At 43.9% G+C, this 18,314-nt stretch carries 13 protein-coding genes and 3 pseudogenes; 10 read left to right on the forward strand and 6 right to left on the reverse strand.

Going from position 1 to position 18,314, the window contains the following annotated elements; genetic code table 11:
• Window positions 1–291 precede the first annotated feature (291 nt).
• The 6 genes and pseudogenes from F6K52_RS15810 to F6K52_RS37015 all read left to right on the forward strand — a co-directional run.
• On the forward strand, window positions 292–1,527 hold the full coding sequence (locus tag F6K52_RS15810; protein WP_364417961.1) for an ABC transporter ATP-binding protein: 1,236 nt from the start codon (window positions 292–294) through the stop codon (window positions 1,525–1,527).
• A gap of 276 nt (window positions 1,528–1,803) precedes the next feature.
• Entirely contained in the window at window positions 1,804–1,932 is a 129-nt protein-coding gene (locus F6K52_RS15815; protein WP_293079189.1) for a hypothetical protein, read from the forward strand.
• A gap of 121 nt (window positions 1,933–2,053) precedes the next feature.
• Window positions 2,054–2,230: a hypothetical protein gene (locus tag F6K52_RS15820; RefSeq protein ID WP_293079191.1), complete on the forward strand. Its 177-nt coding sequence runs from the start codon at window positions 2,054–2,056 to the stop codon at window positions 2,228–2,230.
• Window positions 2,231–2,441: 211 nt separating this feature from the next.
• Window positions 2,442–3,698, forward strand: a complete 1,257-nt coding sequence (iscB, locus tag F6K52_RS15825) for an RNA-guided endonuclease IscB (protein ID WP_293079193.1) — start codon at window positions 2,442–2,444, stop codon at window positions 3,696–3,698.
• Between the two features lie 872 nt (window positions 3,699–4,570).
• Window positions 4,571–4,750: pseudogene (locus F6K52_RS37010) on the forward strand (PT domain-containing protein); the annotation flags it as partial.
• A gap of 99 nt (window positions 4,751–4,849) precedes the next feature.
• Window positions 4,850–4,951, forward strand: a pseudogene (locus tag F6K52_RS37015) (hypothetical protein); the annotation flags it as partial.
• A gap of 384 nt (window positions 4,952–5,335) precedes the next feature.
• Here F6K52_RS37015 and F6K52_RS37020 read toward each other — a convergent pair.
• Together F6K52_RS37020 and F6K52_RS15835 are read right to left on the reverse strand one after the other, a co-directional pair.
• Window positions 5,336–6,385: pseudogene (locus F6K52_RS37020) on the reverse strand (NACHT domain-containing protein); the annotation flags it as partial.
• A gap of 171 nt (window positions 6,386–6,556) precedes the next feature.
• Entirely contained in the window at window positions 6,557–8,659 is a 2,103-nt protein-coding gene (locus F6K52_RS15835) for an NACHT domain-containing protein (protein WP_293079197.1), read from the reverse strand.
• Window positions 8,660–8,839: 180 nt separating this feature from the next.
• On the opposite strand from F6K52_RS15835, the gene F6K52_RS15840 reads away from it, so the two are divergent.
• On the forward strand, window positions 8,840–8,935 hold the full coding sequence (locus tag F6K52_RS15840; protein ID WP_293079199.1) for a type II toxin-antitoxin system HicB family antitoxin: 96 nt from the start codon (window positions 8,840–8,842) through the stop codon (window positions 8,933–8,935).
• 279 nt (window positions 8,936–9,214) lie between these two features.
• On the opposite strand, the gene F6K52_RS15845 is transcribed toward F6K52_RS15840, so the two are convergent.
• The 3 genes from F6K52_RS15845 to F6K52_RS15855 all read right to left on the reverse strand — a co-directional run bounded on the left by F6K52_RS15845 (window position 9,215) and on the right by F6K52_RS15855 (window position 12,807).
• Window positions 9,215–9,535, reverse strand: a complete 321-nt coding sequence (locus F6K52_RS15845) for a hypothetical protein (RefSeq protein ID WP_293079201.1) — start codon at window positions 9,533–9,535, stop codon at window positions 9,215–9,217.
• A gap of 27 nt (window positions 9,536–9,562) precedes the next feature.
• Window positions 9,563–11,467 carry a tetratricopeptide repeat protein gene (locus F6K52_RS15850; RefSeq protein ID WP_293079203.1) on the reverse strand — a complete coding sequence of 635 codons (1,905 nt, stop codon included), beginning with the start codon at window positions 11,465–11,467 and terminating at the stop codon, window positions 9,563–9,565.
• 212 nt (window positions 11,468–11,679) lie between these two features.
• Entirely contained in the window at window positions 11,680–12,807 is a 1,128-nt protein-coding gene (locus tag F6K52_RS15855) for a hybrid sensor histidine kinase/response regulator (RefSeq protein WP_293079205.1), read from the reverse strand.
• A 354-nt stretch (window positions 12,808–13,161) separates the two neighbouring features.
• Between F6K52_RS15855 and clpS the strand changes: the two genes are divergently transcribed.
• Together clpS and F6K52_RS15865 are read left to right on the forward strand one after the other, a co-directional pair.
• Window positions 13,162–13,482, forward strand: a complete 321-nt coding sequence (clpS, locus tag F6K52_RS15860) for an ATP-dependent Clp protease adapter ClpS (RefSeq protein ID WP_075901189.1) — start codon at window positions 13,162–13,164, stop codon at window positions 13,480–13,482.
• Window positions 13,483–13,486: 4 nt separating this feature from the next.
• A complete protein-coding gene (locus F6K52_RS15865) occupies window positions 13,487–13,789 on the forward strand; it encodes a DUF2103 domain-containing protein (RefSeq protein WP_293079207.1) in 303 nt (100 codons plus the stop codon).
• 1,611 nt (window positions 13,790–15,400) lie between these two features.
• Here F6K52_RS15865 and F6K52_RS15870 read toward each other — a convergent pair.
• Window positions 15,401–15,874 carry a molybdenum cofactor biosynthesis protein MoaE gene (locus tag F6K52_RS15870; protein ID WP_293079209.1) on the reverse strand — a complete coding sequence of 158 codons (474 nt, stop codon included), beginning with the start codon at window positions 15,872–15,874 and terminating at the stop codon, window positions 15,401–15,403.
• 432 nt (window positions 15,875–16,306) lie between these two features.
• Between F6K52_RS15870 and F6K52_RS15875 the strand changes: the two genes are divergently transcribed.
• The coding region (locus tag F6K52_RS15875) for a PAS domain S-box protein (RefSeq protein ID WP_293079212.1) at window positions 16,307–18,314 on the forward strand (2,008 nt) is incomplete at its 3' end.

The following is an 18,314-nucleotide window of genomic DNA, read 5'->3' on the forward strand; positions in this document are numbered from 1 at the left end:
TGTTACAGGAAATTATCGGATTGTTTCTGGTAACGTTAGGTGTGGTAACCCTAAGTATGGAAAAATTACGGCATCAGAGTTGGAAACGATCACAGTAAAGAAAAAATTAAGCGTAATTGGATATTGACCAACGTGGCACAGGTTATTCTGGAAAACGTTTATAAAAGTGTTCCCGCCCGCAAAGGGGATACTGTTGTTGCACCAGTAACAACGGAACCTAAGGTGACAAATAAAGAAGAGTCACCAAGCCTTGAAGGAGAAAAGTCTGGACAGACAACTAAAACCCTTAATATCTTGCGGCGCATAAATCTGGAAGTCAACGATGGCGAGTTTATGGTGCTGGTTGGTCCTTCAGGCTGTGGCAAAAGTACTCTATTGCGGATCATTGCTGGACTAGAGGAGTTGACAGCGGGCAAAATCTGGGTGGGGAACAGACAAGTTAATGATTTACCACCCAAAGAACGAGACATCGCTATGGTGTTTCAAAATTATGCCCTTTATCCCCATCTGAGTGTGTATGAAAACATTGCCTTTGGACTCAGACGAACTGGCTATGGGCAATTCAACATGGCAGAAGACTCTAATGGTAACTCTAATAGTGTGCATTGGGGAAAGAATCTGCCACCACAAGTCAGGCAAGGGCTTGTGGCGACAGGTATGTTGAATGGGGAAGTTCGCTCGAATCTGGAAAATGTGTTAACCACAATGACGCGATCGCTTCCTCGGGAACTGCGATACCTGTCCGAACGAGAGAAAAAGATTGATCAGCAGGTTCGCAAAGTAGCTAAGTTGTTACAAGTAGAACACTTGCTGAATCGATTGCCAAAGCAGCTGTCTGGGGGACAAAAACAACGGATTGCTCTGGGACGGGCAATTTCCCGTAATCCCCAGGTGTTTTTAATGGATGAACCCCTGTCTAATTTGGATGCTAAACTCCGGGCAGAGACTCGCAGCCAAATTGTGAAACTACAGCGGCAGTTGGGTACAACTACGATCTACGTTACCCACGACCAAACGGAAGCCATGACTATGGGGGATCGGATCGCCGTGATGAAAGACGGTCGCATCCAACAGATTGCTGCCCCTCTCGAAATATATAATCAACCCGCTAACCGGTTTGTGGCGGAATTCATTGGTTCACCACCGATGAATTTTATCCCGGTTGAGGTGAAAGCCCCTCGGGTAGTCTGTAATTCTCAGTTCCGCCTGACCCTTCCAGAAGTTTGGGAACCCATACTGCACCAGTATGATGGCCAATCCTTAACTTTAGGAGTTCGTCCGGAACATATGAGTATCAGTGCTCCTGCTCCCAAAAATTTGGTGGTTACCGTTGATCTAGTGGAAGCCTTAGGTAACGAGACTTATCTATCTGTGAGTATCCCTGAAGACTCTAGCCCTCTTCAGGTCAGAGTGCCACCAGATAAAATTGTCAGAATAGGTGACGAAATTTGGCTGTCTATAGACCCAGAGAAGATTCATTTATTTAATCCCCATGATGGGATGGCAATTACTAAGTCTGATAGCTGAGTGGTAAGCTATCAGCTATCAGCTATCAGCTATCAGCTATTAGCTTATGGCTTAGGTCACAGGCTAGAAGCCTGTGCCACAGTTGACCACTGACAGCTGAATGCTTACCAAGCCGTAGACTAGATTTTGCCCTAGTTGTCGGAAACTTCTGCTATCGAAGGCAGAGAAATTGATCCAAACAGGATTATAACGTTAGTTCCTGATTCGGATCCCCCTAAATCCCCCTTAGTAAGGGGGACTTTTGCGTTGAATTTCCTCCTTTTTTAAGGGGGAATTTTGCGTGGAATTCTCTCCTGTTCTGACGACTCCCGATTCCCGATTCCCGATTCCCGATTCCCGACTCCCGACTCCCGACTCCCGATTCCCTCAAAAATTTTTTACAAAACTTTTCAAAATATGCTATAATATAATATTTTTTGTGCTACAATAAAATTGTTCCCGTTAAAATCAACGGCAAGAGCCAGCCTACGGATATTCCTCAGGCCAAGGCTGGCTCTGGTTTCCCTTTACAAGAGATAGATTTATTATGTCCCATAGACGCCTATACCCATGGGTAATGGTTAGGCTATTGCCACCCATGGCACCAGTGGTTTTCGCTCGGTTCGACAACCTTTGTGATGCCAAGAGGTATGTGCAGCCTCTTAAACGGCTCATCCCTGATGCTAAGTTCCTAATTTTTTTGGATATTAGTCTCCTAGTCTAAGCCTTGGTAATTCCCGGTAATTTCTGGAATTGCCAACTAGGATGCAGATTGAGGATTTACTTCCTACGTTGTTTTGATCATGATACCCGGGGGTGACCTCCAGCTCCCGGCTCTATCGCTAGCTATTAAGACGAAGGCAAACGTGTAGTTAGCTCAACAAGTCATTACAACATTATCGAGGAACACATCACCGATTTTGAGGCATTTAACGATGCAAAATTATGTATTTGTAATAGACACAAACAAGCAACCACTAAACCCGATATCCCCAAAGAAAGCTCGCCGATTATTAGATAAAGGCAAGGCGGCTGTTTTTAGAATGTACCCTTTTACCATTATTTTAAAAACTGCAATCAATAATCCAACCATCTCACCGTGTCAAATTAAGATTGACCCTGGTAGTAAGGTAACTGGATTCGCTTTAGTCCAAAACAATCAGATCCTCTGGGGAATGGAATTAGAGCACAGAGGAGGATTAATCAAGAAAAAACTAGAGTCTAGAAAAGCTGTAAGACGCGGAAGGCGTAATCGCAACACCCGCTACAGAAAACCCAGATTCCTTAACCGTAGACGTCCACCTGGCTGGCTTACTCCTAGCTTAGATCACAGGATTTTGACTATTGGGACCTGGGTAAAACGATTAATAAAGTTTTGCCCGGTCAATGAAATTTGGGTCGAAAAAGTTAAGTTTGACACCCAAAAAATGCAGAACCCTGAAATCAATGATGTTGAGTATCAGCAAGGTGAACTAGCTGGATATGAGGTTAGAGAGTACTTGCTAGAGAAATGGGGAAGGGAATGCACTTACTGTGGCCAGCAAAATGTCCCCTTACAGATAGAGCATATTTCACCAAAGTCATTTGGTGGGAGTAATCGAGTTAGCAACCTTTGTCTAGCTTGTGAAAAATGTAATCAACGAAAAGGGAATAAGCCCATAGAGGAATTTCTAAAAAAGAAACCGAGTTTACTTCAAAAGATAAAATCTAAGGCCAAACAGCCATTAAAAGATGCAGCAGCAGTAAATACGACTCGCAACAAATTAGTCAAAGTACTCCAAAAAATCAAGCCTGTAGTCACTGGGACGGGTGCGCAAACTAAATACAACCGGACTAAGCTGGGATTTCCTAAGGAGCATTGGATTGATGCCGCTTGTGTCGGAGATATTGAAGCTTTGCAGTTAAGGACAAATCAGCCACTGCTAGTTACTTGTAAGGGTCAAGGAGGTAGGCAAAAAGCAGCGCTTAACAAGTACGGCTATCCCATTAGACACAATCCATTAAGACCGATCAAAGGCTGGACTACTGGAGATATAGCCAAACATCAGAAGTTAGGGATAGGCAAAGTAACTCCTAGAAGTAAAGGAAGCTTTGGATTTACCCCGTTAGGGATCAAGGGTTACAAGAGTTGCAAGCCTCAAGACCTATCGGCAGTTCATCGAAAAGATGGATACACTTACAGCTTTTGCTAGTATCTACCGGATTCTACCGGGGAATGGTCGTCCTAGACATTCCTGCCAATGGATCAACAAGAATAGGTAGTTAAGGAATGAATAGGAGTAGAGTGGGCAGGATGCCCGCTCTAAAATAGGCGTTGCTCAATTAACGAATGAATAAAAGTAGAGTGGGCATCCTGCCCGCTCGAAAATAAGGAGGAAACTGGCAAGATGCCAGTTCTACCAAGATGCCAGTTCTAGCAAGATGCCAGTTCTACCAAGATGCCAGCATCCTGCCCGCTCGAAAATAAGCATGAAACTGGCAAGATGCCAGTTCCACGCATTTAAATTGGGTATTATTGAGTTATAAAAAAACCGTCAAACCTTCTCCCCAGCTCCCCAGCTCCCCAGCTGTCAGAACCATCAAATTTAAATGAAGACCAGCTTATCCTCCCACACTTCCCACTCTAGGTGGTGGCAAAGTGCTCCCGCAGCAAATCGTGGATGAATCGATAGCGTCCACCCACTCGCTTGATTAGGCGGCGTTCTGTGGCATAGCTCAGGAAATCGGCGTAATCCCAAGGGATTGAACCACTGCCCCAGAGAATGAGGCGGAGGAGGAAGTGCTGAATGACAGGTCTGCCAGCAAGTACAAAGCCAACAAAGCCACATAACATTGCCATCTCAAAAGGAAAAGTTAACGCTTCGAGTGGTTCAACATTCTGTACCCAAACTAGACTAAGTAATACAAACAATAAGAAAGTTCCAGCAAAAATAATTAAACTAATAATAACAGTATTTTTAGCGGATTCTTTAATCCCCTGATTGGGTTTATTTCTGGTTTTTAGTTCTTCTCCAATCAGCCCTTCAATCAGCCCTTCAATCAGCCCTGCAATCAGCCCAAGAATCAGCCCTCCAATCAGCCCAAGAATCAGCCCTGCAATCAGCCCAAGAATCAGCCCTTCAATCAGCCCTTCAATCAGCCCTTCAATCAGCCCTCCAATCAGCCCTCCAATCAGCCCTCCAGTCAGCCCATAAATCAGCCCTTCAATCAGCTTTTCAATTATTTTTTTTCTTTTTTGCCATGAATTTTGCCATGAAACTATAATAGTTTCAGAAAGCTCTATATTATTATCAAAAACCAGCCCAACAATTAGCCCTCCAATCAGCCCTCCAATCAGCCCTGCAATCCGCCCATAAATCAGCTCTCCAATCAGCCCAACAATCAGCCCTCCAATCAGCCCTCCAATCAGCCCAACAATCAGCCCAAAACTCAGCCCATAAATTAGCTGATACAACCACTTTTCTCTATTATTTTTAAACAAATCCGGCTGCATTTTTTCAATCAAAAACTCCGTTTGTTGTCGCTCCTTCAATCGTTTAGCAAGCCAGCCTAGCCAGCGCTTGGTCTTCTCTTCTGAATAACCTCGACAATCATGGTTTTCCTTTAGTTTACGGTCAATGTAATCCTCAAATAACCTTTGACGGCATTGGTTCCGATAATTTTCCTTTGCTTTAGGATCCTTAAACTCTCTCTTTAATCGCTTCAACCCATCGGGATAAGCCAGGGGAATCAAATGTAATAGTAAGGGCATTCTGGCTAACGCTAGCAACCCATCTGAATCTTGCTGAATTCCTGGCCAGAGGTGGCGACAGTTTAAGCGCTTTAAATAATTTTCTATCTGCTGATCGCTCAAAGGTTGCAGACAGACTGCTCCCCGCATCTCTAGAATTTGCTCACCGGCTTTGTATTCTTCTTCACGACAGCAGACTACAACGTGAGGAACATCTTTGAGAAACTGATTTAATTGCTGAACACATAACTTCTGCCGCTCTAAGCCCAATTCATCCAAACCATCGAGAAGAGGTAACAACTGACCGGTGGTAATCCACTCCTGAGTAATGGCTTCGGGGAGATTATAACGAAACTTTAAATTAGCCGCTAACCATTGATCAATCGGCTGCTTATTATCTTTCCAATCAGAAAGTTCAGCTATAATTGGAATTGGTTGGTTTGGCTGCTGCTGAGCACCTGTAATTAGATCCTTGGCCAAATCCAACAGCATGGTGGTTTTTCCGGAACCGGGGGCACCAAGAATCAACAGTTTCCCAGCAATATCCTCTTGGTTAAATACCTCAATCAGCTTTTGACCTGGTTCAGAGTCTGTAGTTACTCGACGAAACTTGAGCAACTGTTTCCACCATGGAGGAAATTTGCTAGGATTCACAGTAATTTTTTCTGGACGACCCACTTGCTCTCTCTTGTCTGCCATTACTAATTGAATCAAGTGGTCATTGTGCAGGGAGTCATCGAGGCGGATGTTAACCTCAGCTGCCATTGCTCCCAGCAAATCCCTGCGCCATCGCTGTAACTTTTCCTGTGGAATTTTTTTAGGGATTTGAGTTTGGTTTCCTGGTTTAGTTTTGAGTAAATACACAATTGTAGGTAAGGCGAAGACGTAACCAATACCTAAAATCCAGTAGACTTGTTGGAACCACTCCGTATCCTGTTGTGCTGATTTTTGAGAAACTAAATGTCCTCCTACAGCAGCTAAGACTGCACACCCTGCCGATACAGCAAAGACTATTATTCTACGAAGGCGAGTGTTTTGCTGGTCAAAGGCATTGGGCAAAAGTCCAAGAACAGGCGTAAGTAATCCTAGTAATACCCATAGTAGTAGTTTAAGGACGTTGGGATTGCTTAGAAGTTGGGCAAGATTCATCTGTGAAGCGATCGCTGTTTTATCACTCTCTGAGATTTTAACGAATTGGCGTAGATAGAGCCAATAAACAATCAAATAGTCTAGGCAGTTTGATAAAACAGTGCAGTGGGCCAAGTGTAGTAAGTGGGGGGAATGCGATCGCGTAGCGTAGCCCTTGGGGAATTCTATACTCTAGGTTGTCGCAAAGTGCTCCCGCAGCAAATCGTGGATGAATCGATAGCGTCCACCCACTCGTTTGATCAAGCGGCGTTCTGTGGCATAGCTCAGGAAATGGGCGTAATCCCAGGGGATTGAACCACTGCGCCAGAGAATGAGGCGGAGGACGAAGTGCTGAATGACAGGTCTGCCAGCATATGAAAAGCCAATTAACATTGCCATGCCAGAAGCACGAATTAACATGGTGAGTAGTTTAACATTCTCTCCTAATACTAGATCAGGTAATACAAACAACAAGAAAGTTCCAGGGAAACTAATTAAACTAAGGATAACGGTATTTTTAGCGGATTCTTTAATCACCTGATTGGGTTTATTTCTGGTTTTTACTTCTTCTCCACTCAGCCCTCTAATCAGCCCATAAAGCAGCCCTATAATCAGTCCTCTAATCAGCCCAACACTCAGCCCAACATTCAGCCCATAGATCAGCCCAACACTCAACCCATAAATCAGCCCATAAATCAGCTCTTCAATTATTTTTTTTCTGTCTTTCCATGAAAGTGTAATAGTTTTCGAAAGATCTATTTTATTAAAAAAACGCCCATAAATAATACCATAAAATAGCCCAATACTCAGCTCAAAAATCAGTGAAAAAATCAGCCCATAAATCAGCCCAACACTCAGCTGATACAAACCCTTTTTTCGGGATTTATTCAACATATCCGGCTGCATGTTTTCAATCCAAAAATCCGTTTGTTGTCCCTCCTTCAATCCTTTAGCAAGCCAGCCTAACCAGCGCTTTGTTTCCTCTTCTGAATAACCTCGACGGTTATGGGATTCCTTTAGTTTACGGTCAATGTAATCCTGAAATAACCTTTGACGGCATTGGTTCTGATAGTCTTCCTTTGCCTTAGGATCCTTAAGCTCTCTCTCTACTCGCTTCAACCCATCGGGATAAGCAACGGGAATTAAATGTAATAGCAATGGCATTCTGGCTAACGCTAGCAATCCCTCTGAATCTTGCTGAATTCCTGGCCAGAGGTCGCGACAGTTTAACCGCTTTAAATAATTTTCAATCTGCTGATCGCTCAAAGGTTGCAGACAGACTGCTCCCCGCATCTCCAGAATTTGCTCACCAGCTTTGTATTCTTCTTCACGACAGCAGACCACAATTTGAGGAACGTCTTTGAGAAACTGATTTAATTGCTGAACACATAACCTCTGCCGCTCTAAGCCCAATTCATCCAAACCATCTAGAAGAGGTAACAACTGACCGGTTTTAATCCACTCTTCAGTAATCTCTTTGCGGAGATTATAACGAAACTTTAAATTAGCCGCTAACCATTCAGCAATGGGCTGCTTGTTATCTTTCCAATCCGAAAGTTCAACTATAATTGGAATTGGTTGGTTTTCCTGCTGCTGGGCACGTGTAATTAAATCCTTGGCCAAATCCAACAGCATGGTGGTTTTTCCAGAACCGGGGGCACCGAGAATCAACAGTTTCCCGGCAATATCCTCTTGGTTAAATACCTTAATAACCTTTTGACCTGGTTCAGAGTCTGTAGTTACTCGACGAAACTTGAGCAACTGTTTCCACCATGGAGGAGAATTGCTAGGATTAACAGTAATTTTTTCTGGACGACCCACTTGCTCTGTTTTGTCTGCCATTACCAACTGAATCAAGTGGTCATTGTGCAGGGAGTCATCAAGGCGCATGTTAACTTCAGCTGCCATTGCTCCCAGCAAATCCCTGCGCCATCGCTGTAACTTTGCCTTTGGAATCTGTCTAGAGATTTGAGTTTGCTTTCCTGGCCTAGTTGTCAGCAAATACCCAATTGTAGGTAAGGCGAATAGGTAACCAATACCTAAAATCCAGTAGACTTCTTGGATCCACTCGGTATCCTGTTCTGCTAATTTTTGAGAAACTAAATTTTCTGCTTGATGAGCTAAGAATACATAAACTATTACGCATACAGCAATTATTATAATTTTGCGCAAGAGAGTTTTTGGCTGCTCAAAGCGATTGTTCAAAAGTCCGAGAATACAGATAAGTAGTCCTAGTAGTAACTGGAGTAGTCTTTGAATGACGTTGGGATTGGTCAGAAGTTCAGCAAGGTTCATCTCTGAAGCTACCTCTGTTTTATCACTCTATGAAAATTTAACGAATTGCTATCGATATAGCCAATAAACAATCAAATAGTTCTATCGCACTCAAAGTCCCCCTTATTAAGGGGGATTTAGGGGGATCCCTTTGTAGCTTATGGTAAATATAATGGCTATAAAACCTCTAAGGAGATTTTTATGAATGCAGAGTTTACCGCCATCATTGAGGCAGCAAAAGAAGGGGGATATTGGGCGATTTGTCCTGAAGTTCCTGGTGCGAATGGTCAAGGATAAACGGTTGAACAAGCTAAAGAAAGCTTGAAAAATGCAATTCAACTGATTTTTCAAGATCGTTTAGCTGATAGTCGTCGAGGATTACCCAAAGAAGCAATCGAGGATAAAATTTCCATTTCCATTCCATGAAACGTAAAGAATTAGAAAAAAAGTTACGTAAGCATTCAGCCGTCAGCCGAAGGCCTTTGGCCACGCTACGCGAACAGCTGTCAGGTAATAGCTGATTGCTGATTGCTGATTGCTGATTGCTGATTGCTGATTGCTGATTGCTTACCTATATTATTTCACGCTATTACCATCATCGGGCAATTGTTCAGGATTTTCTAGTTCCAAGATGTCTTCTCTATTGATAACTTCATCACTAATTTCAAGGATAGTATCTGCGGAGGAAAGGTTGTTGTTGACCAGATTTTTAAGTTCTGTGTCAAACCGCTCTCTTCCTTCCTGAAAGAATCGTTTACTGCTATTGGTATTATCAACAAAGGGCAATGACTGAGCCTGGACATTAGAGACGATGCCAGCAGTTAAGGCTAGGGCTGTCAAAGCTAGGGTTGTCTGTTTCCCAAACCTAGGAAGGATCTTAGTTAGGGTGGGTTTCATGATGTGACATTAATTTTTTGCACCTACTTATATTGAATCCAAATATTTTGCTAGCAATTCCGGAATATAGTCATAGCCATCTACCCCAATGACAGGAATAATTTTTGACCGTTGCTGTGCCAAAAGGGTTTGGAAACCATCTTGCCCCATTTGTCCTTGCAAAATACTTAACAACCCAGCTGGTTTGCGCCAATCTTCAGACCCAATTTGCTCTAATAGATAGGCTCCTAAACTAGCGGTGTAAATCACTTTCTGCCAATCTTGCTGGCTGTAGCAAGCTTGGGCTAAGTAGGCCAAATTCACCCCTTGTAAGTACAAATCCCCAGAAAATTGGGCGGCTTGCCAGCCTTGTTCTAAAAATGCGATCGCTTTTTGATACTGCTCAACCACCACATGGGCAATTCCCAAACTACTGAAACACAAAGCTTTACTTTGCCCAACTCCATAACTCCCTGCTGGAGAATCCCCCAATCGTTCTAACAATAATCGACCTTGTTCTAGATAGTTAATTGCACTCTCATACACTTCTAGTTCTGCTTGTTGGCTATCCTGAGCTTGAAACACTTCACTGTAGCCGAAATTCACTAAAGCATTAGCTTCCCCTAACCGGTCTCCAGCTTGACGAGCGAGTATTAATGCTCGTTGACTATAGTTAATGGCATCAGCATAATTCTCTTCCTCCACACAAATCCGACTGAGGTGATTGAAATTAGCAATTTCACAGAGTTTATCCCCAGCCTCACGGGCAATCTCTAAGGCTTCCTGATGGAAGCTATTGGCTTGGTCATAGGCTCCTTGGGACCAAAGGGAATAACCCAACAAGGTTAGAATCCTGGCTTTCTCCTCAGTTCGGTCTACTTGCCGCAGGGGTTCATCTAGGTAATTCAGGGCATCTTGGAGATAGTTGCCGCTAAAGTTAGCAAACACACCACCGTAGAGAGGGAAGTAGTCCCGTTGGGCAAAGGTGCGCAGAATTTGCAGACAAACCTGAAAACAGCCATTTGCGATCGCATTTCCGTAGCTACTAATTGCTGTCTGGTTCAAAACATTAGCTAACCTAGACCAAATGACAGCAAATATGATAAAGGTAGAAATCGATAACTTTGCTCCCATCTTGGAGTCATATACCATTTTATCGAACCAATTCACCAGTCCTCGCTGCAAGCACTGGAGAATCACAGCCAATTCCACCCAAGCCTCTAGTTCCAAACTCGGTTGAGTATCTGCCCATTCATGGAAGGATTGATTTAGCGCTAGCGTTTCAAATAAAGACTGGGGTAACGGGCTATCAACCTTTTTCGCCCACAGCCCCCAAGGGCCACGCTGTTCGGGAGTACCCTCAAATCCCAGTGAGCCTCGACTTTGGTCATAAATCCAACTGACCAGATAATCTTCCAAGCGTTGCCAAGATGCCAAACCTGCCGTAATCCCAGCGGCCAGTTGTCCAAGGTCTGTAGCAGTATCAGATTCAGAAGCTTGTTGTGCCTGTTGCTTTAGGGGTTTAGCCAGGCTCGCCAGTTGTTGTAACGTCAGGGGTGGTTGTTGATTGGGGTCAATCACTCGCAATAAAGCCGTAAAGCGCTCAGCCGGTTCAGCAGTAGTAATGAATTGAATAGCGCTAGTGATAGTTTCAGAAACTCGGTTTTCTTCCTGCCACTGTTCCCATTCACCACGAATCGTATTAAGCGCCCTGAGTTTCCGAATTGCTTTCGCTTGCTTCAACTCACTTTTAGGATTGTCTACTTCTGCCTGAGTCATATCGAAGCGCTGATCAAGGCAACGTTCAAAAATTTCCCCAGTGCCAACCGTCACCCCCTTGACCAAAATCTGATAGACCTGGGATTTAGAACGGATCTTCCCCTTCAGGGTAGTTTTGACAATGTCATCGATTAATTCAAAATAGCGATCGCTCAATCCCATCTGGTTAGACATAAACCTTTTGCCTGATCAGTGCCGACTTTCCTCAAAAATAGCTCAAAATTATAATATATAGCATTTTTCATACTCATGAGCGACATTGCTTATCCCTTTAAGGCAAAAGGCAAAAGGCAAAAGGCAATACTAAATAAGGTTTTCAGGGAATCAGTGTCAAAGTATATTGTACCTCATATCTGCGATAAAAGCTAGACTTCTGGCCAGTCTAGTTAACCGTCAACATGATTGGGCAATTTGACAGTAAACAAAGTCCCCTTACCCAACTCAGACTTAACGTTGATTGTTCCTTGATGAGCTTCCACAATTCGTTTGGAAAGATATAGTCCTAAACCACTACCTGAGCGTTTGTGGCTACCCTGGCGAAACCGTTCAAACAACTGTTTTTGGTCTTCTGGGGATATACCAAAACCAGTATCTTCCACCTCAATCACCACCCACGACTGATTCCCTTCACTAGTCTTGGAACTATTCCTCAGACGAACGGTCACAGAACCCTTGTCAGTGAATTTAATGGCATTTCCCAGCAAATTGGTGAACAGTCGGTGCAATTCTAAGCGATCGCTCATCACTATCGAGTTAACCTGCTTCGCGGTCTGATAGTCCAAAGACAGTTTTTTATCACGAGCGAGGGCAGACAGTTCTTGGATGACTTCCTCAATAACCTGTTGTACAGGGATGGCAGAGAAAGACAAATACTTTCGACCGGCTTCATAGCGATAGACTTCTAGTAACGTATTCACCATAGTCAGCAAATTGTGGTTACTGCGAGTCATGGTGACTATGGCTTCCAGGACTGGAGGAGGAATTTCTCCCAAAGCCCCCTGCTGCATCAGGTTTAGGATGCGATCTGCTGCTACTAAGGGGGTGCGCAAGTCATGGGTAAGCCTAGAGACAAAATCTTCTCGTTGACGAGCAATTTCGTCCCGTTCATCCACACTATGTTTGAGGCGCAAAAGCGATCGCACTCTGGCCAGCAATTCATCCACTTCTACTGGTTTACGAATAAAATCATCCGCCCCCAGATCCAGTCCTTGGACCACACTCGGATGATCATAAGCGGTGATCAACAAAATTGGTATAAACGGTAACTTGGGATTGGAGCGGATGCGCTTGGTCACTTCAAAGCCATCCATTTCTGGCATCATTACATCCAATAGCACCAATTCCGGCGGAGATATCTCTATTTTCTCTAGGGCAACCCGACCATTTTCTGCCAAAGTAATCTCGTACCCCTCTTCTTCTAAAAGCGTCTGCAGTAGAAACAAGTTGTCAGGGGAATCATCGACAGCCAAAATCTGATCTTTTTTGGAAGGGCGAGTTAGAGGTAAAGCATTCATTGAATAATTTCTTTGGTAAGTCTGAAGTGGAAACCCCTGTCATTGATGTATGGGGAGCGGGTTAATTAGGTGGGTCGGCAAACCATTGCACACAGCCCCTCAGCAACTTCCCCCTTACACAAACAGCAGCCTGAGTTCGCTTCATTATGGCAAATTCTCCTTTACAGGCAAAGAAAAAATTGCCCATAGCCAAGGCCGTTGAAACCCTTAGGGATTAAAGGCTTAGTCCAATTCTTGATTTTCCTTGTTTCTCACCGTCACTATGCAGGGCGTTTCAATTTTTGTAAACTGGAAGGAATGGTTTGAGTTTAAACTTAATTTTTTGTAAATTATTCTGGTAACCTATGTGCGACTATGGTAAGATCAGCAGCTTATAAAGCTACATTTGCTGCACCAGTCAAAGCTCCTGAACGCTCTGGTCAAGTTACCCGAAAGCCTTATCCCAACTATAAGGTAATTGTGTTAGACGATGATTTTAACACGTTTCAGCATGTTCACGACTGTCTGGTCAAGTATATCCCCGGGATGACAAATGATCACGCCTGGGAACTAACTCATCAGGTTCACAACGAAGGTCAAGCCATTGTTTGGGTCGGTCCCCAGGAACAAGCGGAACTTTACCACCAACAGCTTTCTCGTGCTGGCTTAACCATGGCTCCCTTGGAGGCTACATAGTATTATGAGCCAACCCAAAGACGGCAGACTGGTTTGGAATCACTCTACCCACATTCAGGGTCTCATTCCAGTTCTCCAACGACTCACAGATTACCCAGGTATTCAAACCATTACCCCTGCTGTGCTTGGGCGGGCAAGAAGTCACTGTCCTAAATTACAGTTAAAAGTATCAGTGCCAATTCGTGGGGGATTCAAGGTGATTGCTAGGTCTGGTAAAAGCTTTCAAGAGGTGTTCATCCTCACCCACTTGAGTAAGGTGGAACTAGAAAAAGCGATCGCTCAATCACTAAAACGATTAAAACGATAAGATAAAGCATGTTGTAGGGTGGGCATTGCTTAAAATCAACCCCCAACCCTGGCAGAATTCATCTGAGCAATGCCCACCAACCAGGATACCCTAGGCCTGTTTCCAACTCCGAAACATTCCGGAATTCACATTAGTATTTGCCCACCCGTTGGTATTGGTGGGCATTGCCCATGTCATTGATAGCTGTTCAATGATGATATTGCGAGAGCAATGCCCACCCTACGATTTAAGGTTTAATGCGCGCATCCTAAATTCTTCATTCTACATTCTAAATTCTTCATTCTAGTTGTAGGGTGGGCATTGGTTGAAATCAACCCCCAACCCTGGCAGAATTCATCTGAGCAATGCCCACCAACCAGGATATATTAGGCCTGTTTCCAACTCCGAAACATTCCGGAATTCACATCAGGGTATTGGTGGCCATTGCCCATATAATTGATAGCTGTTCAATGATGATATTGCGAGAGCAATGCCCACCCTACGATTTAAGGTTTAATGCGCGCATTCTTAATTCTTAATTCTACATTCTAAATTCTTCATTCTAGTTCTAGGGTGGGCATTGGTTGAATTCAACCCCCAACCCAGGCAGAATTCATCTGAGCAATGCCCACCAACCAGGATATATTAGGCCTGTTTCCAACTCCGAAACATTCCGGAATTCACATCAGGGTATTGGTGGCCATTGCCCATATCATTGATAGCTGTTCAATCATGATATTCCGATAGCAATGCCCACCCTACGATTTAAGGTTTAATGCGCGCATTCTTAATTCTTCATTCTTCATTATAAATTCTTAATTCTAGTTGTAGGGTGGGCATTGCTTAAAATCAACCCACAACCCTGGCAGAATTCATCTGAGCAATGCCCACCAACCAGGATATATTAGGCCTGTTTCCAACTCCCAAACATTCCGCAATTCACATTAGTATTTGCCCACCCGTTGTTATTGGTGGGCATTGCCTATGTCATTGATAGCTTTTCAATCATGATATTCCGATAGCAATGCCCACCCTACGATTTAAGGTTTAATGCGCGCATTCTTAATTCTTCATTCTTCATTATAAATTCTTAATTCTAGTTGTAGGGTGGGCATTGCTTAAAATCAACCCCCAACCCAGGCAGAATTCATCTGAGCAATGCCCACCAACCAGGATATATTAGGCCTGTTTCCAACTCCGAAACATTCTGGAATTCACATCAGGGTATTGGTGGGCATTGCCCATATCATTGATAGCTGTTCAATCATGATATTCCGAGAGCAATGCCCACCCTACGATTTAAGGCTTAATTCGCGCATTCTTAATTCTTCATTCGCGCATTCTTAATTCGCGCATTCTTAATTCTAGTTGTAGGGTGGGCATTGCTTGAAATCAACCCCCAACCCAGGCAGAATTCATCTGAGCAATGCCCACCAACCAGGATATATTAGGCCTGTTTCCAACTCCCAAACATTCCGGAATTCACATCAATCAGTCTTTGGCCACCGGTTGTTATTGGTGGGCATTGCCCATGTCATTGATAGCTGTTTAATCATGATATTCCGAGAGCAATGCCCACCCTACGATTTAAGGCTTAATTCGCGGATTATAAATTCGCGCATTCTTAATTCTTCATTCTGATTGCTCACAGGCTCCAATACTGACCCAAGTGCTGGAACCATCATCCCAATGCTCTTTTTTCCAAATCGGAGCATTATGCTTCAAGGTGTCAATAGCATACTGACAAGCTGCAAAGGCTTCTGAACGATGAGGACAGCCAATAGCGACTAACACGCTAACTTCTCCAATAGTTAAGCGACCGATGCGATGATGGATAACCACCCGAGTGACATCAGACCATGAGGCACGAATCTGGGCAGCAATTGAGGAAAATACCTTTAATGCCATGGGTTCATAAGCCTGATACTCTAATGCTACCACTGGTTTCCCATCAGTCTGATTACGGACTGTGCCACTCATCACCACCACAGCTCCATTAGAGGGATCATCAGCAAGGGTGTAGATTTCTGATAGGGATAACGGAGCGATGGTGATCGAAAAACTATCTACCGTTTGCTTTTCAGTGATGTTGAGCAGGGGAGTCATGGGCTGACAATTCCAAAAAGTGTTAAGATATGTAACAGGCTAAGCCATAGTTTATTTATATAGTTTATTTATCTTTACTGGTTGGATTCCCTCAATAGGCAACCCTAGCGCTATGTTGCGATTTGTTTAAAATACTTTAAAAATTATGAGCAGTTACTCTAATTTCAGATAATATACCTAAATACTATTCAAATATTATTAAATCAAAAGTTTTTTTCCTGACAAGGGCAATGATGGCGTTGTGCAGGGCTATTTATCAGTAGCCCACAAACCTATGCTGTCAATCAATTGCTCCTACCTATCTTTAACGTCAAGCTAATTCAAGTCAAGCTCGTATACGCTGATCAGTGATCAGTCTTGTCGTCTTGAGCAACAGCTAACCTAGGGCTGATCATAACTAGGGCTGATTATAACCCGTTTGGAGATTATTTGATGGCAGCAGCAATCGGGGCTGATGAACCAGCAAAGCCAGCAGCCCAAAACTATTATAAAAGAATTATTGATGCTGAGCTCCAACAGGCGTTTAATGATGTCACAGCATTAGCAGCACAAATTTGCGAAACGCCCATGGCTCTGACTACCCTGATTGACAGTAACTGTCAATGGTGTAAGTCTACTCTGGGCGATTATGAAACGTCAATAAGTCAAAATACCTTTTTATCTAGCCATCGGATAGAGTCAGCTGAGGTATTGGTAGTTCAGGATACCCTAGCTGATCAACGGTTTGCCACTAATCCCTTAGTTACTGCTGAGCCTCATATTCGGTTTTATGCTGGAGTTCCCCTAATTACCTCTGACGGATACCCTCTCGGAACACTTGCCGTAATGGATCAAGTTCCAAAGCAACTTCAGCCTCAACAGTTAGCGGGATTACAAGCCTTAAGTCGTCAACTGATAAGCCAACTGGAGCTAAAACAACAGTTAGCGGATTTACAGCAGCCTCAGCCAGAAAATCAAGGTCTTGAAAATGAATTACCCCAGGTTGACCAAGAACTCCTGGATTTTTTAGAAAATGGCTGCGTTGGTCTCCATTGCGTGGATAGCAATGGCATCATCCTGTGGGCTAATCAAGCAGAGTTAGACCTGCTGGGTTACAACACCCAGGAGTATATCGGTCACCACATTGCAGAATTTTACTCAGAGCAAGAGGTGATTGACGATATCCTGGCCAGACTAACTGCAAAAGAAACCTTAAAAAACTACGAAGCCAGCCTTTTGTGCAAAGATGGCTCGATTCGCCATGTGCTAATTAACTCTAATGTCCTCTGGAAAAATGGCAAATTCGTCCATACCCGATGTTTTACTCGTGACATAACTGAATGGAAACGGATCCAAGAAGAACGCGATCGCTTCTTTGACCTCTCCCTGGATTTACTTTGTATAGCGGGTTTCGATGGCTACTTTAAGCGCTTGAGTCCGTCCTTTACTAGCAGCTTGGGTTACACCGAAGGGGAACTAACCAACACCACGTTCTTCAATTTTGTCCATCCCGATGACCAAGAACCAACTAGGACGGAAATGGAAAAATTGAGGAGTGGCATCCCTACTGTCTATTTCGAGAATCGCTATCGCTGTCAAGATGGGTCGTATAAATGGCTAGCTTGGGCTTCTTATCCCGTAGTTAAGGATGGTTTAATTTATGCGATCGCACGGGACATTACCGAGGCCAAACACAAGCAAGCCACCCTCGAAGAAAGTGAAGCTCGCTTCCGGATGATGGCTGATCATGCTCCAGTGATGATCTGGATGTCAGGCACTGATAAACTTTATAACTTTTTCAATCAGCTTTGGTTGAACTTCACCGGTAATACCCTCGAACTTGAATTGGGCAAGGGCTGGGCTGAAGGAGTGCATCCTGATGACCTAGAGCGCAGCTTCAATACCTATATATCCGCCTTCGATGCCAGAGAAAATTTTCGCATGGAGTACCGCTTGCGACGTCGGGATGGGCAGTATCGTTGGATATTAGATATAGGCACTCCCCGATTTACCCCCAATGGGGACTTTGCCGGTTACATTGGTTCTTGCATCGATATCACTGAGCGCAAACAGGCGGAAGAGGCTCTGCGTAGACAGGCTCTGATTGTTGAGAGTATCTTCGATGGGATCATAATCACGGACTTAACCGGTAAGATAATTGATTGGAATCCCGCTTCAGCGCGAATATTCGGCTACACCAAAGCTGAGGTCTTGGGTAAAACTGTAGGGATTTTGCACCGACCGGAAGACGCGGAGGTTCTCACCGAGCAGATTATCCAGGAGATGACCAGGTCCCGACGTTGGTCTGGGAAGATTGACTTTATTGGCAAAGATGGCAGGTGTGGGGTGTGTGAAACGGTGGTAGTACCTCTGTATGATCAGCAAGACAATATTGTGGCCACCATTGGTCTAAACCATGATATTACCGAGCAGGAGCAAAATCAGCAGCAATTGTATCAAA

This window comes from Moorena sp. SIO3H5 (assembly GCF_010692395.1).
Classification (GTDB): domain Bacteria; phylum Cyanobacteriota; class Cyanobacteriia; order Cyanobacteriales; family Coleofasciculaceae; genus Moorena.

Bases quoted from the DNA above. Each gene is read 5' to 3' on its own strand.
- F6K52_RS15840 (WP_293079199.1), top strand. From the start codon at position 8,840: ATGAATGCAGAGTTTACCGCCATCATTGAGGCAGCAAAAGAAGGGGGA.
- F6K52_RS15850 (WP_293079203.1), bottom strand. From the start codon at position 11,467: ATGTCTAACCAGATGGGATTGAGCGATCGCTATTTTGAATTAATCGAT.
- F6K52_RS15870 (WP_293079209.1), bottom strand. From the start codon at position 15,874: ATGACTCCCCTGCTCAACATCACTGAAAAGCAAACGGTAGATAGTTTT.
- F6K52_RS15845 (WP_293079201.1), bottom strand. From the start codon at position 9,535: ATGAAACCCACCCTAACTAAGATCCTTCCTAGGTTTGGGAAACAGACA.
- clpS (WP_075901189.1), top strand. From the start codon at position 13,162: ATGGTAAGATCAGCAGCTTATAAAGCTACATTTGCTGCACCAGTCAAA.
- F6K52_RS15820 (WP_293079191.1), top strand. From the start codon at position 2,054: ATGTCCCATAGACGCCTATACCCATGGGTAATGGTTAGGCTATTGCCA.
- iscB (WP_293079193.1), top strand. From the start codon at position 2,442: ATGCAAAATTATGTATTTGTAATAGACACAAACAAGCAACCACTAAAC.
- F6K52_RS15855 (WP_293079205.1), bottom strand. From the start codon at position 12,807: ATGAATGCTTTACCTCTAACTCGCCCTTCCAAAAAAGATCAGATTTTG.
- F6K52_RS15865 (WP_293079207.1), top strand. From the start codon at position 13,487: ATGAGCCAACCCAAAGACGGCAGACTGGTTTGGAATCACTCTACCCAC.
- F6K52_RS15835 (WP_293079197.1), bottom strand. From the start codon at position 8,659: ATGAACCTTGCTGAACTTCTGACCAATCCCAACGTCATTCAAAGACTA.